A 14,241-nucleotide genomic window follows, 5' to 3' on the forward strand; every position below is an offset into this window, starting at 1 on the left:
GGATCGTGAGTTCCGCCACGCGAAGCGGCCTTTTCCGGCGGGGCGAGGTCTCGACGCGGCGGGCGAGCGCAGTATGCCCCGCAAGTGAGGTGACACCCCGTGCATGCGATGCGCTGCCGTGATCCGAGTGCAGTGATGCTCACTGGCATAAGCAACAGCGGTCCGCGTGCGCCGCACTGGACTCGGCCCGGATATGGGCTGTGCGGCATCGCAATTCGTCTTGGCAGTGGGCGGTTGACCGCACATCGATGGACAAGCGGGCGAGTCGGGATTGGCGCAGCAGATGTGTGGGAAGGCACGACGGCGTCGCTTGGCCACGAGGGCGCGCAAACCGGTGCCGCCGACCGAATCGCGGTCGCCGGATGCCTGAGTCGGCATGGGAGTACAGCTCCTATGCACGTTGTGCGGCGACGTGATCCGGTCGTCTGCGCGTCTGCGGGGGTGCGGCGGTGATTCGGCCTAGTCGGGTGGGTGGGATGCGGGTCCTGGCGCTGTGGTGTCCGGACTGGTCGGCGGTGGCGGCTGCGGCGGTGGCGCGGGTGCCTGCTACGCGACCGGTGGCGGTGCTGTTCGCCAATAGGGTGGTGGAGTGTTCGGCCATTGCCAGGGCCGAGGGGGTGCGGCGTGGACTGACCAAGCGCGAGGTACAGGCACGGTGCCCGAATGCGTATGTCGCGCAGACGGATCCGGATCGGGATGCGCGACTGTTCGAGCCGGTGGTCGCGGCCATCGATGCGACGGTGCCGGGCGTTGAGGTGCTACGCCCTGGGTTGTTGGTGCTCGGTGCGCGGGGTGCGGCGCGATTTTTCGGGTCCGAGGAGGCGGCGGCCGAACGGCTCGTCGACGCGGCCGCCGCGGTGGGGGTGGAGGCGCAGATCGGCATTGCCGACGAGTTGTCCACGGCGGCGATCGCCGCGCGCTTCACCGCGATCGTGCCGCCCGGCGCGGGTGCGCGGTTCCTGGCACCACTGCCGGTGCGCGAACTCGCGCTCGAGCCGAGCCTGTCCGCACCGGAACGCGGCGACCTGGTGGATCTGTTGCACCGCTTGGGATTACGGCGGATCGGTGATTTCGCCGCGCTGACCCCGATCGAGGTCACCTCGCGCTTCGGCGCCGATGCCGTGCTGGCGCATCGCTGCGCTAGGGCCGTACTGGAGCGTTCGCCGTCCGCGCGTCGCCCGCCGAAGGATCTGACGGTGCAGTATCGCTGCGATCCGCCGATCGATCGGGTCGATGCCGCGGCCTTCGCGGGGCGCCTGCTCGCCACCCAGTTGCACGAGGCGCTGTCCAATGCCTCGATGGCCTGCACCCGCTTATCGGTGCTCGCGGAAACCGAGGCGAGCGAACAACTTTCGCGCATCTGGCGGTGCGCCGAACCGCTGACCCCGGAGGGCACCGCGGATCGGGTGCGCTGGCAGCTGGACGGCTGGCTCACCCGCCGCGACCGGCCGACCGCACCGATCACCCTGCTGCGCCTGGAACCCGTCGAAGTCGTCGCAGCGAGCGCACTTCAGCTCGGGCTGTGGGGCGGTGTCGGCGAGGAGGACGAACGGGCCCGCCGCGCCCTGATCCGGGTGCAGGGGCTGCTCGGCGGCGAGGCGGTTCGGATCGGCGTGCTCAGCGGCGGTCGGGGGCCCGCCGAACGCATCAACATGGTCGCACTCGGTGACGAGCCGATTCCGGCCGCCGACCCGGCCCTGCCGTGGCCCGGCCGCCTGCCCCGGCCCGCACCCGCGGTGATCCTGGTGAACCGTCCGGTGGTGCGGCTGGAGGCCGCCGACACAACGCCCGTACAGGTCACCGATCGTGGCCTTTTCACCGCCGACCCGGCCCTGCTGCGCTGGGGCAGCAAACAGTGGCGGCTCGCGGGCTGGGCCGGTCCCTGGCCGATGGACGAACACTGGTGGACGCCGGAATCCGCCGCCCTCTGCGCCGGAATCGCTGCCCGCATCCAGGTGCAACTTGCTGGTGAACCGGCCGATGTCCGCGTCCTGCTGCTCATCTACAACGATCGGACCTGGCGTGTTGAGGGGCTTTACGACTGACCGGTTATGTGCGCGACCACACCAACGCCAGCGTGAACGGATGTCCGCGCACCTCGGCCCATTTCGGCTCGACCGCGATCCGGGCATCATCCACCAGCGCCTCGGCCATCTCTGGATGCCGAGCATTGGAGTGTCCAAGCTATTCGGCTCTGGGACCACCACGGAGCGAGTCTTACGAGCGACGTTCGCGGCCCGTCTCGCGTCCGCGCCGTAGGCGCGGCCATCGAACACAGCCGAGTCGTCGAAGCGCATGCGCCGCAGGCGCGGCAAACTAACACAGTACTGTCGGAAATCGTGGATCTCGCGGTGACCAAGGCTGTGCTCGACGGCGTGCGGATCGCCTATCGGGATTCCGTGGTGGGCGATGGCACGCCGGTCATGCTGGTGCACGGCATGGGTGGGGACGGGCATACCTGGGATCGGTTCGCACACACATTGGTGCGGGCCGGGCGCCGGGTCATCATTCCCGATCTGCGCGGGCACGGGCGTAGCGCGCATACCGAGTCCTATCTGTTCGCCGCATTCGGCGCGGACGTGCTGAATCTGTGTGACCGGCTCGAGCTGGATTCGGTGGATCTGGTCGGACATTCGCTGGGCGGGTACGCGGTTTCCTGTGTTGCGCAGGAACGGCCCGAACTGGTGCGGCGGCTGGTCGTCGAGGAGTGTCCGATGCCGCTGTGTTCCGGCGACGAAGAGGTGAAGCTGACCCGTCGCTTCCCGACCATTCCGGAACTCTGGCATGCCACCACCAGCCTGATCCGGCATCCGCGCGCGGTGCTGGCCTTCGATCGCTCGATGACGCGGACCGCGCTCGAACAGTTCCGCAAGCCGAATCCGGAGTGGTGGGATCGGCTCGCCGATATCACCGCGCCCACCCTGGTGCTGCGCGGCGGCCCCGGCGGCATGGTCGATCCGGAGAAGCTGGCGATGCTGCGCGACACCATCCCGGACTGCGCGGTGGCCGCCTTCACCTGCGGCCACAGCATCCACCGCGACCGCTATCGCGAATTCGAGGCGACCGTGCTGCCGTTCCTCGCGACGCATGCGCCCACCGCAGATCAGCGGATCTAGAGTGGAGCGGTGCCCGCGCAAGACCGTCCGGTTCTGTTCTTCCCCGACGAGCAGTCGTTCCGCGACTGGCTCATGGCCGATAATGCCTCGGTGGACGGGGTCCGGCCGCAGGGGCTGATGCATCCGGCCGAACAAGCCGAGATCGATCGGGCCGAGGCCGATGGCCGCTGGAGCGTGGCGCATGCCGCAAAGTGGAGGTTCGCTGACCGACGGACGTTCGGGCGATGACCGGATTCGAAGGAATGCTCTGTTCGGCAGCGGCCGCGGTCGATGTGCCCTTGCCCGGCACGGCAACTCGGGTGTCAGGGTGGTTGTGCGTCGAGCAGCCGGGTGCATGGGGCCGGGATGTGATCGGTGCTGAAGTGCTCGGTCCGGAGATCACTGCCGAGCTCGCCGCGCGCACCGCTGCAGCAAAGGTGCGTCCGACGCTGATCCGGCGGCCGGGCCGCAATGAATTCAACGGTGTTCGAACGGTTTTGATCGCCAGTTCGCGTCCGCAGGGCTTCTGGTGCGAACGCTTCGAGATCACCGACCTGAAGCAGTTGCTCGACTTGGACCTGGATCTCCTGAACGGCCCACCGCCGGGAATCGGTGCGCCCGTGCGCGATTCGCTGATTCTGGTGTGCGCGCACGGCAAACGCGATCAGTGCTGCGCGCTGTTCGGTCGTCCGATTGCCGCGAATCTGGCCGCCGACTATCCGGACCGGGTCTGGGAGTGCTCGCACACCGGCGGTCATCGCTTCGCGCCCGCCATGGTGTTGTTACCTTCCGGCCTGACCTATGGTCGCGTCGATACCGCGGCCGCCATCGCGGCGGTCGAAGCCGTGGGACGCAATGCGGTTTCGTTGGCCGGTCTGCGTGGTCGCAGCGGTCACCATCCGATCGAGCAGGTCGCGGAAATCGCAGTGCGCGAACACGTTTCGGCACGTCTCGATGATCTCACGATTCATCTCGAAACCGATTCCGCCGCAACCGATTCCGATCTTGCCGTGGTAACCCATTGCGACGGCCGTCGCTGGCGGGTGACGACTCGCACCGTCGAATTCCCGCCGCGCCAAGCCAGTTGCGGTGCCGAACCGAAACCGGTCACCGCGGTCGTGGCCGATCGGATCCAGCCGTTGACCACGGGCTGACCGCACGGTCCAACGCCTGGATCGCGCTGAGGAGTGCGAATGCGCCGATCGGACCGCAGGCGATTGCGTGGACACCGGTGCGGGGCGGCCCGAACTCTCACCTCGCAACTCGATCCAAGCCCGCGGTACGGATAGTGTCCGGACGATCTGACCGTCGGTCGAGGCGGGAGAGAAGGTACCTATCTCCCGGAACCCCGCCTCGTCCTCGGTTGAGAACGACGAACGGGACATGGTTGCGACAAATCCACCGCAGCCATGTCCCGTTCGCGGCGACCTCTATCGCCCCCTGCGGGATGAAGGTCGCGTGCTTACCAGTGGGTGCCAGGCACCCAGCGTGCGGCGCGGCGCAGCGCGGTGCCGGTGACTCGGAGGGCCGTCGACTGCTGACGCGGTTCACGTCGCGGCGCAGGGGATTGCGCTGGTTCCCCGGTATCCACCTGCTCGCCCTTGGCGGCGGGGGAGTCGGGTAGCGCCCGGTAGTACCGGTGCAGGATGCGGTCACGTAGCTTCGGGGTGAGCAGCGCACCGTATTCGGCGAAGGTGCCTAGCGGGACATCAATGCGCTTGGGCCGTTCGCTCAGCGCACGAACAATGGTGGCGGCCGCCCATTCGGGGGATTGCGACGGACCCTGATCGCCGCTCGGGGTGATCATCGGGGTGCGCACCAGCGGCATGTGGATGGTGGTGAAAGTGATGCCGTCGGTCATGGTTTCGACCGCCGCGACTTCGGTGAACTTATCCAGTGCCGCCTTGCTCGCGAGGTAGGCGGCGTAGCGCGGCGCGGCCACTTGCACGCCCGCACTGCTGATATTGACGATGTGGCCGAACTTACGCTCGCGCATCTGCGGCAGCAGTGCCAGCGTCAATCGCAGCGCGCCGAAGTAGTTGACCGCCATGGTGCGTTCGAAATCGTGCAGCCGGTCGGTGGAGCGGTGGATGGCGCGACGAATCGAGCGGCCCGCATTGTTCACCAGCATGTCGATGTGGCCATGCTCGTCCAGGATGGTTTCGACGGTGTGGTCGACGGGGCCGGAATCGGTGACGTCGCACTGATATCCGTAGGCGCTGCCGCCCGCGGCCCGGATCTCCTCGACCACTGCCGTGAGTTCGTCGGCGCGCCGGGCGAGCAGGAAGACGATGGCGCCCTTATTCGCGACGGCCAGCGCGGCGGCCCGGCCGATGCCGGAGGACGCGCCGGTAATGAGCACATGCCGCCCCGTCAGGTCGCGGCGATTGCGCCAGACCTGCTCGCGCAGGTCGGCGTCGTCGGCGGAGGCTCGGGTCATCGCTGCTCCTTTGCAGGTCGGGTCGGCATGAACTTACTTCGAAGTAAGTTTACCTGCCAAGTGTGCTTCGTCGCATCGAGCGCGCGAATCGGGCCACGCCGAGGTGTTCGAATCGCTCTCGAATCTATCGAACATATGTGCGATACTCTGCGCATGGCGGACGATCGGATGGCGGAAATCTTTGCCGCGGTGCGGCTCTCCGGCAGTGATCCGGAGGCGGCGCAGCGGATGCTGGCGGAACTGTGGGGCGAGCTCGGCGACGGTGGAGATCCGTTGCAGCGCTGTGTAATCGCGCACCACCTTGCCGATCTGCAGGACACGGCCGAAGGTGCACTGCGCTGGGATCAACGCGCACTGGCCGCGGTCTTCGGCCCTGGCGTTCCGCTCGATGAGGGGCTACGCGGATTCCTGCCCTCGCTCTACCTCAATCTCGCCGACAGTCACCGTCGTGTGGGTGACTTCGATGTGGCCTTCATGCAGCTGACCATCGCTCGCGGTCACCTCGATGTCCTCGCCAATGATGCCTACGGCGCCGTGATCCGCTCCGGCCTGGACAAGGTCGAGGTCGCGCTGGCCGTGAAGTCGACGGATCCGCTCTCGGCTGCCTGATTCGGCGGGTGTCCACACCTTCATCGCATTTCGAATGTATGTTCGAGTGCGAGGAGGTGATGTGTCATGGGTTGGAGCAACGGCCCGCCGACCTGGGCGGAGTTGGAGCGGGTGCTGTCGGGCCGACCAGGGCCGACGAATCCGGATGCGATGTATCCGGGCGACGGCGGCGACAGTCCGGCGTGGTCACGCAAGCGCGGGGATTATCGGCCCGAACCGGTCGAACCAACCGGTGGTCCGATGGTGCCGTATGCGGAGTTGCACGCGCATTCGGCTTACAGCTTCCTCGACGGTGCGAGTCAGCCGGAAGAGATGGTGGAGGAGGCGGTGCGGCTCGGGCTGGAGGCGATCGCGCTCACCGATCACGACGGCTTCTACGGCACCGTGCGCTTCTTCGAGGCGGCCAGGGAATGGGGCATGCCGACGGTCTACGGGGCCGAATTATCGCTCGGCACTGTGGCAGACGCGCCGCGACTCGCGAATTCGCTCGGCCATATCGGCGCACCCGATTCGGCGCCGCGCACCGGCGCACCGGATCCGGACGGTCCGCATCTGCTGGTGCTCGCCCGAGGTCAAGAGGGCTATCGCCGACTCTCCGGCGAGATCGCGGCCGCGCATATGACCGCGGGAGAGAAGGGCATCCTCCGCTACGACCTGGATGCGCTCACCGCGGCGGCGGATGGGCACTGGCACCTCCTGACCGGATGTCGCAAAGGCCATGTGCGCCAAGCCCTGGATCGCGATCTGCAAGCGGGAGACACCCGTCTCGGGCAAGCCGAGGCGGCCCTGCGGGATCTGACAGAGCGCTTCGGCGCCGACCGGGTGAGTGTCGAACTCACCCATCACGGCATTCCGGAGGACGACGAACGCAACGCCCACCTCATCGCCTTGGCCGATCGCCTCGGTCTGCCCGTGCTGGCCACCACCGGGGCGCATTTCGCCGCACCCGCCCAGCGTCGGCGCGCCATGGCACTCGCGGCGATCCGAGCGCGCCGGAGCCTGGACGATATCGCGGGCTGGTTGGCGCCGACCGGCGGCGCGCACCTGCGTTCCGGTGCGGAGATGGCACAGTTGTTCGCCGCCTGTCCGGAGGCGGTGGCGAATGCGGTGACGCTTGCCCGCGAATGCGTCTTCGATCTGAAATTGATCGCGCCGAGCCTGCCGCCGTTCGACGTGCCCGAGGGCCACGACGAGGCTTCCTGGCTGCGTGCACTCACCCTTGCGGGCGCCGCTCGACGTTACGGTCCACCGTCGGGAAGTCCCGAGGCGTACCAGCAGATCGAGCACGAACTCGCGATCATCAACGAGATGAAGTTTCCCGGCTACTTCCTGGTGGTGCACGATATCGTCAGCTTCTGCAAGGACAACGACATCCTCTGTCAGGGCCGGGGTTCAGCGGCCAATTCAGCCGTTTGCTATGCGATCGGCATCACCAATGTCGACCCGATCGCCGCCGAGCTGCTGTTCGAACGGTTCCTCGCTCCGGAGCGAGACGGCCCGCCCGATATCGACATCGATATCGAATCCGATCGGCGTGAGGAGGCGATCCAGCACGTCTACACCAAATACGGCCGCGAATATGCCGCTCAGGTGGCGAATGTGATCACCTATCGCGGCAAGTCCGCGGTCCGCGATGCCGCACGGGCACTGGGCTTTTCGCCTGGACAGCAGGATGCCTGGAGTAAAGAGGTGAGTCGCTGGGCCGGGGTCGGCACCGAAACCGGCACCGATATTCCCGCGGAAGTGCTGGAGTTGGCCACCGAAATCGAAGGGTTGCCGAGGCATCTCGGCATCCATTCCGGTGGCATGGTGATCTGTGACCGGCCCATCGCCGATGTCTGCCCGGTCGAATGGGCGCGCATGCCCGGCCGCAGCGTACTGCAATGGGATAAAGACGATTGCGCCGCAATAAATTTGGTGAAATTCGATCTGCTCGGTCTCGGCATGCTCTCCGCGCTGCATTACATGATCGATATGGTGCGCGAGTACAAGGGCGAAACCGTCGAACTGCACCAGCTGGATCTGCAGGAAACGGCTGTCTACGAGATGCTTTCGCGCGCCGATTCGGTCGGGGTGTTCCAGGTGGAGTCACGCGCGCAGATGGCCACGCTGCCTCGACTGAAGCCGCGGAAATTCTATGACCTGGTGGTGGAGGTGGCGCTGATCCGCCCCGGTCCGATCCAGGGTGGTTCGGTGCATCCCTACATCCGCCGTCGCAACGGTGACGAGCAGGTGCGCTATGACCATGACGCGCTGAAGAATTCGCTGAAACGCACCCTCGGTGTGCCACTGTTCCAGGAACAGCTCATGCAGATGGCCATCGACGTCGCCGGTTTCACCGCCGCCGAGGCCGATCAGCTGCGCCGCGCCATGGGTTCCAAACGCTCACCGGAACGCATGGAGCGCCTCAAGGACCGGCTGTATCAGGGCATGCGCGACTTGCACGGCATTACCGGCGAAGTCGCCGACCGCATCTACGAAAAGCTGTATGCCTTCGCGAATTTCGGCTTCCCGGAGAGTCATTCGCAGAGCTTCGCCTCGATCGTGTTCTACTCGGCCTGGTTCAAACTGCACTATCCGGCCGCCTTCTGCGCCGGATTGCTGCGGGCCCAGCCGATGGGGTTCTACTCCCCGCAGTCGCTGGTCGCCGACGCTCGCAGGCACGGAGTCCTGGTGCACGGACCCGATATCAATGCCAGCCGTGCCGAACCCACGCTGGAAAACCATGGTGACGAGGTGCGGCTCGGCCTCGCGGCGATTCGCCATATCGGCACCGACCTCGCCGAACGCATTGTCGAGGCCCGCTCGGCCGGCCCGTACACCTGCTTCCTCGACCTGACCGGACGGGTGGAACTCACCGTCACCCAGGCCGAATCCCTCGCCACCGCAGGCGCTTTGGGTTGTCTCGGCATTACCCGACGCGAGGCGCTGTGGGCGGCGGGCGCCGCGGCAGGGGAACGGCCCGACCGCCTTCCCGGCACCGGTGCCGCCACCACCGCCCCCGCCCTGCCCGGTATGAGCGAACTCGAACTCGCCGCTGCCGATGTCTGGGCCACCGGTATCTCCCCGGGCAGCTACCCCACCGAATTCCTACGCCCGCAACTGGATGCACTCGGTGTCATCCCGGCCGCCGGTTTGCTCGACGTGCCCGACGGCTCGCGCGTTCTGGTCGGTGGTGCCGTCACACATCGCCAACGCCCCGCCACTGCCGCCGGTGTCACCTTCCTCAACCTGGAAGACGAAACCGGCATGGTGAATGTCGTCTGCTCGGTGGGCCTGTGGACCCGCTATCACCGCCTGGCCCAGAGCGCTCCCGCCCTGCTCATCCGCGGTCGCGTCCAGAATGCCGAGGGCGCGGTCAGTGTCGTCGCCGAATATCTGCAGCGCATGGACCTGCGCGTCGATTCGAAATCTCGTGACTTCCGTTGAGCCTTTGGTACATTCCGTTCGCATGGGCGGCTTGCTCCGGAACCGGCTGGATGACATCCCAATGTTCGACCAGCTTTGCTGTCAGCGAGTCGGAAGATATCCATGATCGCCTTCGGCATTCGGCAGTGGCCCACATGAGTTTCGTGACCGAATTCGCCGCAGCGGCTACCCTGCGTCCATGCGGAAGCTTGCTGTGCTGGTGATCGGCCTGCTGGGTTTGACGTTGCTGGTCGGCTGTGGTGATGACAACGACGACAGATCCGATTCGGGCCGGTCGAGCATGGCGACCGTCGCGCCGATGGCGCCGCCACCGAGTCTGCGCGAGGGTTCCCCGGCGAAGGGGGATACCGGCGGGACCACCGTCGAGGCGCGCAAGGAGGTCATTACCGGCAGCGTCGACATCACCGCCGCTGATCCGATCAAGGCGGGCGGGCAGGTGTCCGATCGGGTGCGCGAGGTCGGCGGCCGGGTCGACAGCCGCACCGAGCAGCCGGGGACCGGTGACAACGATCCGCAAGCCACGCTCACCGTGCGGGTGCCCGCGGATAAGACGGACAAGTTCATCGACGGTCTCACCGAGGTCGGCCGGGTCACCCGGATGAGCACCAACCGCGACGACGTCACCATGCAGTGGGAGGACCTCGACGCCAGGATCAAGGCGTTGCAGGCCTCGGTCGACCGATTGCGGACGCTGATCGCCGGTGCGACGAGCACAGCGGATCTCATTGCCGCCGAACAGGCGTTGTCGCGTCGGCAGGGTGAGCTCGACAGTCTCACCGCGCAGAAGCGGCACCTCGACGATCAGGTCGCGCTGTCCACACTTACCATCGACATCACCACCGAGGACAAGAAATCCGATGCGGGGCCGACCAATTTCTGGGACGGCATCGTCTCCGGCTGGCATTCGCTGGTGGATTGGCTGAAGGACGCGGTGGTGTTCACCGGCAAGGCGATTCCGTGGCTCGGGTTCGTCGTGGTGATCGCGGCGGTGGTGTGGGGCATCGTGCGGGTGGTGCGGGGTCGCAAGCGCGACTCCTCGGGTTCCGGCGAATCCGAGGCGGGCAAGGCCGCTATGGTCGGTGCCCCGACCGGGTCGGCGGCGGAAGGTGCCGGCACAGGTACGGGATCGGGTGCAGGTGCGGGCGCTGGCACCGGTGCAGACTCCGGAACAGGGAAAGCCGCTGGGACGACAGGAGATTCAGGTGCCGACGGTGGTAAGGGCAACGATCAAACCGAACAGCCGTAAGGGCCCGCTCGTCGAAACTCTCGACGACGGCACCCTTCAGTTGTATGTCCGTGCCCCCGCCGTGGAAGGCAAGGCCAACAAGGCCGCCATCGAACTCCTTGCGGACCACTACGGCGTCCCCAAATCCGCCGTCCGTCTCGCGGCAGGCGCAACCTCCCGCTTCAAACGCTTCGAGGTAGACCTCTGAACCGAGGATGTGCCAGTGGCCATCTCGCTGGATAGCGCCGAATTGGATTGAGCGACAACGTCACACGGCGCCGGGAAATCCGAACTGGCGCCACGCCTCGTATACGGTGACGGCGGCGGCATTGGACAGGTTCATCGAGCGGCGGCCGGGCAGCATCGGAATGCGCAGCTGCTCGGTGACGTGCGGATCGTTGAGCACCTCCTTCGGCAACCCCGTCGGTTCGGTGCCGAACAGCAGCACATCACCCTCGCGGTACGCCACATCGGTATACCGCGTGCTCGCCTGGGTCGTGAATGCGAACACCCGCTCGGGTCGCACCGCCGCCCACGCCGCCGCGAGATCCTTGTGCACCGTCACCGAGGCCAGATCGTGGTAATCCAATCCAGCCCGCCGCAACTTCGCCTCGGAAAGGTCGAACCCCAGCGGCTCGACCAGATGCAGCTCACACCCGGTCCCCGCGACCAGTCGAATCGCATTGCCGGTATTTCCGGGAATCGCAGGCTCGTGAAACATCAAACGAAACACCAGTGCAGTCAACCAGGTCGCGTGGGCTGGCCCGGAACGACATCGGGCAGATCCGGCGCATCGGTCACGAGTCTCACTTCGTTGACCGATTCTCTAGTGAGTTGCGACGTGTAGTAGTCGGAGGCAATGCCGACCGGGCCTGCCGTGGTGTGAGCGGTCGCGTGCCGTCTGCAAGAATCGGGGCGTGACCGACGTTGACTCGTCTGCCGCCGAACGGCAGCCCGACCGGACCAGCCCGGGTGCGCAGTTCCTGCGCTGCCACCTGCCCATGCTGGTCGTGACGGCGGTCATTCTGCTCGCGGTTGTTCTCGTGGCCTGGGACCGCTGGCGTCGCGGCGCCTTGTTCTTCGGCGGTGCCGCCCTGATTGCGGCCGCCTTCCGGCTCTGTCTGCCGACGGCCCGGGTCGGGCTGCTCGCGGTGCGCAGCAAGCCGTTCGATGTCGCCGCGCTGAGCCTGCTCGGTACCGCCATCGTCCTCATCGCCGCCACGATCAATACGTTGGGCATCGGCTGAGACCGAAGCGGCGCAACGATTTTCGGTCCACGACAGCAGCCGCTAGTTGTGACAGGTGTCTCGGTCGTTGTAGAGCATTATCTGGGTGACCTTGGCATCGGCCGGCATATTTCGGTAGATGCCGAGGAAGCCATAGCGCGCGGGTTGGTCTGGTGCCACGGCTGAACTCCAGTTGTAGCCGATCTCGAGCGCGGGATAGGTGGCGCGCACTTCGTCGACAGTGGAACCGATGGTAATGCCCTCAGGGGTGCGGACCGGAAGCTTGCCGGGCATGATCGCGACTATTTCGCCCTTGTTGGTGAAACCCTGCCAACCGGCTCGTGCGGTGTAGCGACCGCAGCCGGGCGGATCGTCGGTGTCGTCGAAGGTCGCGATTTCACCGGTGGCCTCGGCCTCGCTCCGGCTCATCCCGAGCCGCAGCTTGCCGAAGCCGAGCGGCCCGAGCACGGTCGGCGCCGGGGGCAGGGTGGTCGTCGACGCCGCTGCCCGAGTAGTGTCGGTCGGCTCATCCGAGCACGCCGTAGTGCCGATCAACATCGCGCCGAGCAGCGCGAATATCAGTACGACACGATGAATACGCATGGTCTACCCCCGATGTCGTCCATGAACCGGAATGCCCGCCGAGCTGAGACGGTGCGATGCCGGCCCAGTCTGCACATCGGCGACTCCCCGAGTCAAGGTAACGTCCATCCACCGACGTCAACCTTATGCGGGCTCGCCGGACACCCACCGCGCCGCCGACCGAATGACGGCTAGTCGGGAGTCACGACTACTTCAGCCGGTGCGACCGATTCGGGCCAATCGCATTGTCTCGGTCAGCAGTTTGGCGACCGCGGCGGCTTCGGTGAGGAAGCCGTCGTGGCCGTCATGGGAGTGCACGACCTCCAAGCCCTCGCAGCCGGGCAATCGGTCGGCCAATTCCTGCTGAGTTCGCAACGGGTACAGCCGATCCGAGTCGACACCGCCGACCACGCACGGTACCGGGGTGGCGGCGAGGGCGGCCGCGATCCCGCCGCGCCCGCGGCCGATATCGTGTCGGTTCATCGCCTCGGTAAGCAGGACGTAGGTGGCGGGATCGAAACGGCTGCAAAGCTTTCCGGCCTGGTGGTCCAGATAGCTCTGTACCGCGTAGCGGCCGCCGCTGCGTGGATCCTCGTCCCCCTGGGCATGGTTCTCGAAGCGGTGATCGAGTTCGCCCTCGGTGCGGTAGGTCAGGTGGGCGATGCGGCGGGCGATGCCCATACCGGTCATCGGGGCGCGATCGGTGTCGTGGTAATCGCCGCCCTGCCAGTCGGGATCGGCCTTGATGGCGGCGATTTGTGTTGTCTGCGTGCCGATCTGGTCGGCGGTGGCGCGCGCGCCGACGGCGAGTACCAGTGCGGATCCGACCCGCTCCGGCGCGCCGACCATCCACTCCAGCACCCGCATACCGCCCATCGAACCGCCGACGACGGCGGCCAGGCGTTCGATGCCGAGCCGATCGAGCAATGCCGCTTCCGCGGTCACCTGATCCCGGATCGAGATCTCCGGAAACCTTGCGCCCCAAGGCCTTCCATCCGGGGCCAGCGACGAGGGGCCGGTGCTGCCCTTGCAGCCGCCCAGCACATTCGTCGCGATGACGCACCATTCGTCGGTATCCACCGGTGCACCGGGGCCGACCAAGCCGTCCCACCAGCCGGGCAGCGGATGAATATCGTCGGGAACCCCGACGACATGCGAATCACCGGTCAGTGCGTGCTCGACGAGCACCACATTGTCCAGTGCGGGGGAGAGCTCACCCCAGCGCTGCACGGCCAGATGAACGTCCGGGATGGTCGCGCCGCTCTCCAGCCGCACATCCCCGATGGCGATGATGCCGAGCGTCCCATCCGGCGGTGGCAGGACCACCGCCGCCGAGTGCGCGGTACTTGGTTCGGCGTTCACGGTCACGACTCCGCCTCGCCGGCGTTCGGCTCCGTCGTGATCAAGGGCGCGGTATCGGTGGTTCGTTCACTCACGACGTCGCTCCCGTGAAACCGCAGTGCGTCGCCGAAGCTGAGTGAATCACGAGAGAACGCACCTCCCCGATGTTAGCGATCCGGCTGAACCGGGCCGCGGTCCGGTAGATCGGGAATGTGGGTGCGCCGGTGATCTGCTCGCTCGCGGCGAACCGATCGGTCGCCGACGCGATGGGGTCACTCATGTCGTGCTCCAAAG

Annotated in this window: 13 protein-coding genes; 9 read left to right on the forward strand and 4 right to left on the reverse strand. The window is 66.6% G+C overall.

Annotation, left to right across the window (positions count from 1 at the left end; genetic code table 11):
- Positions 1-476: 476 nt before the first annotated feature.
- The 4 genes from AB0L63_RS30380 (at position 477) to AB0L63_RS30395 (ending at position 4,249) form a co-directional block, all read left to right on the forward strand.
- Complete coding sequence (locus tag AB0L63_RS30380; protein WP_364507912.1) at positions 477-2,045, forward strand: DNA polymerase Y family protein; 1,569 nt, start codon at positions 477-479, stop codon at positions 2,043-2,045.
- 318 nt (positions 2,046-2,363) lie between these two features.
- Positions 2,364-3,116, forward strand: coding sequence for an alpha/beta hydrolase (locus AB0L63_RS30385; protein ID WP_364507915.1), 753 nt, complete (start codon positions 2,364-2,366; stop codon positions 3,114-3,116).
- Between the two features lie 9 nt (positions 3,117-3,125).
- Positions 3,126-3,344 (forward strand): hypothetical protein, encoded by a 219-nt coding sequence (locus AB0L63_RS30390; protein WP_364507800.1) that lies wholly within the window; start codon positions 3,126-3,128, stop codon positions 3,342-3,344.
- A complete protein-coding gene (locus AB0L63_RS30395; protein WP_364507803.1) occupies positions 3,341-4,249 on the forward strand; it encodes a sucrase ferredoxin in 909 nt (302 codons plus the stop codon). The genes AB0L63_RS30390 and AB0L63_RS30395 overlap by 4 nt, the downstream gene beginning before the upstream one ends.
- Positions 4,250-4,557: 308 nt before the next feature.
- Here AB0L63_RS30395 and AB0L63_RS30400 read toward each other — a convergent pair whose 3' ends face one another.
- Complete coding sequence (locus AB0L63_RS30400) at positions 4,558-5,535, reverse strand: SDR family NAD(P)-dependent oxidoreductase (RefSeq protein ID WP_364507806.1); 978 nt, start codon at positions 5,533-5,535, stop codon at positions 4,558-4,560.
- Between the two features lie 153 nt (positions 5,536-5,688).
- Here AB0L63_RS30400 and AB0L63_RS30405 point away from each other — a divergent pair, with 153 nt between their 5' ends.
- The 4 genes from AB0L63_RS30405 (at position 5,689) to AB0L63_RS30420 (ending at position 11,006) form a co-directional block, all read left to right on the forward strand.
- Positions 5,689-6,144 carry a hypothetical protein gene (locus tag AB0L63_RS30405; RefSeq protein ID WP_364507809.1) on the forward strand — a complete coding sequence of 152 codons (456 nt, stop codon included), beginning with the start codon at positions 5,689-5,691 and terminating at the stop codon, positions 6,142-6,144.
- Between the two features lie 66 nt (positions 6,145-6,210).
- A complete protein-coding gene (locus AB0L63_RS30410; RefSeq protein WP_364507812.1) occupies positions 6,211-9,573 on the forward strand; it encodes an error-prone DNA polymerase in 3,363 nt (1,120 codons plus the stop codon).
- A 178-nt stretch (positions 9,574-9,751) separates the two neighbouring features.
- A complete protein-coding gene (locus AB0L63_RS30415) occupies positions 9,752-10,819 on the forward strand; it encodes a DUF4349 domain-containing protein (RefSeq protein WP_364507815.1) in 1,068 nt (355 codons plus the stop codon).
- Positions 10,776-11,006 carry a DUF167 domain-containing protein gene (locus AB0L63_RS30420; protein WP_364507818.1) on the forward strand — a complete coding sequence of 77 codons (231 nt, stop codon included), beginning with the start codon at positions 10,776-10,778 and terminating at the stop codon, positions 11,004-11,006. Before AB0L63_RS30415 ends, AB0L63_RS30420 begins: the two co-directional genes overlap by 44 nt.
- A gap of 60 nt (positions 11,007-11,066) precedes the next feature.
- Here AB0L63_RS30420 and AB0L63_RS30425 read toward each other — a convergent pair whose 3' ends face one another.
- Positions 11,067-11,531, reverse strand: coding sequence for a tRNA (cytidine(34)-2'-O)-methyltransferase (locus tag AB0L63_RS30425; RefSeq protein WP_364507918.1), 465 nt, complete (start codon positions 11,529-11,531; stop codon positions 11,067-11,069).
- Between the two features lie 268 nt (positions 11,532-11,799).
- On the opposite strand from AB0L63_RS30425, the gene AB0L63_RS30430 reads away from it, so the two are divergent.
- Entirely contained in the window at positions 11,800-12,045 is a 246-nt protein-coding gene (locus AB0L63_RS30430) for a DUF3017 domain-containing protein (protein ID WP_364507921.1), read from the forward strand.
- A 42-nt stretch (positions 12,046-12,087) separates the two neighbouring features.
- Here the strand turns inward: AB0L63_RS30430 and AB0L63_RS30435 are convergent, their stop codons facing one another.
- Positions 12,088-12,627, reverse strand: a complete 540-nt coding sequence (locus tag AB0L63_RS30435; RefSeq protein WP_364507821.1) for a hypothetical protein — start codon at positions 12,625-12,627, stop codon at positions 12,088-12,090.
- A gap of 192 nt (positions 12,628-12,819) precedes the next feature.
- A complete protein-coding gene (locus tag AB0L63_RS30440; protein WP_364507824.1) occupies positions 12,820-13,974 on the reverse strand; it encodes a homoserine O-acetyltransferase in 1,155 nt (384 codons plus the stop codon).
- Positions 13,975-14,241: the final 267 nt, after the last annotated feature.

It is taken from the genome of Nocardia sp. NPDC051990 (genome assembly GCF_040680755.1).
Lineage (GTDB): Bacteria > Actinomycetota > Actinomycetes > Mycobacteriales > Mycobacteriaceae > Nocardia.

Excerpts from the sequence above, each read along its gene's own strand:
- AB0L63_RS30415 (WP_364507815.1), top strand. The coding sequence starts at position 9,752 with ATGCGGAAGCTTGCTGTGCTGGTGATCGGCCTGCTGGGTTTGACGTTG.
- AB0L63_RS30395 (WP_364507803.1), top strand. The coding sequence starts at position 3,341 with ATGACCGGATTCGAAGGAATGCTCTGTTCGGCAGCGGCCGCGGTCGAT.
- AB0L63_RS30380 (WP_364507912.1), top strand. The coding sequence starts at position 477 with ATGCGGGTCCTGGCGCTGTGGTGTCCGGACTGGTCGGCGGTGGCGGCT.
- AB0L63_RS30400 (WP_364507806.1), bottom strand. The coding sequence starts at position 5,535 with ATGACCCGAGCCTCCGCCGACGACGCCGACCTGCGCGAGCAGGTCTGG.
- AB0L63_RS30430 (WP_364507921.1), top strand. The coding sequence starts at position 11,800 with ATGCTGGTCGTGACGGCGGTCATTCTGCTCGCGGTTGTTCTCGTGGCC.
- AB0L63_RS30410 (WP_364507812.1), top strand. The coding sequence starts at position 6,211 with ATGGGTTGGAGCAACGGCCCGCCGACCTGGGCGGAGTTGGAGCGGGTG.
- AB0L63_RS30405 (WP_364507809.1), top strand. The coding sequence starts at position 5,689 with ATGGCGGACGATCGGATGGCGGAAATCTTTGCCGCGGTGCGGCTCTCC.
- AB0L63_RS30435 (WP_364507821.1), bottom strand. The coding sequence starts at position 12,627 with ATGCGTATTCATCGTGTCGTACTGATATTCGCGCTGCTCGGCGCGATG.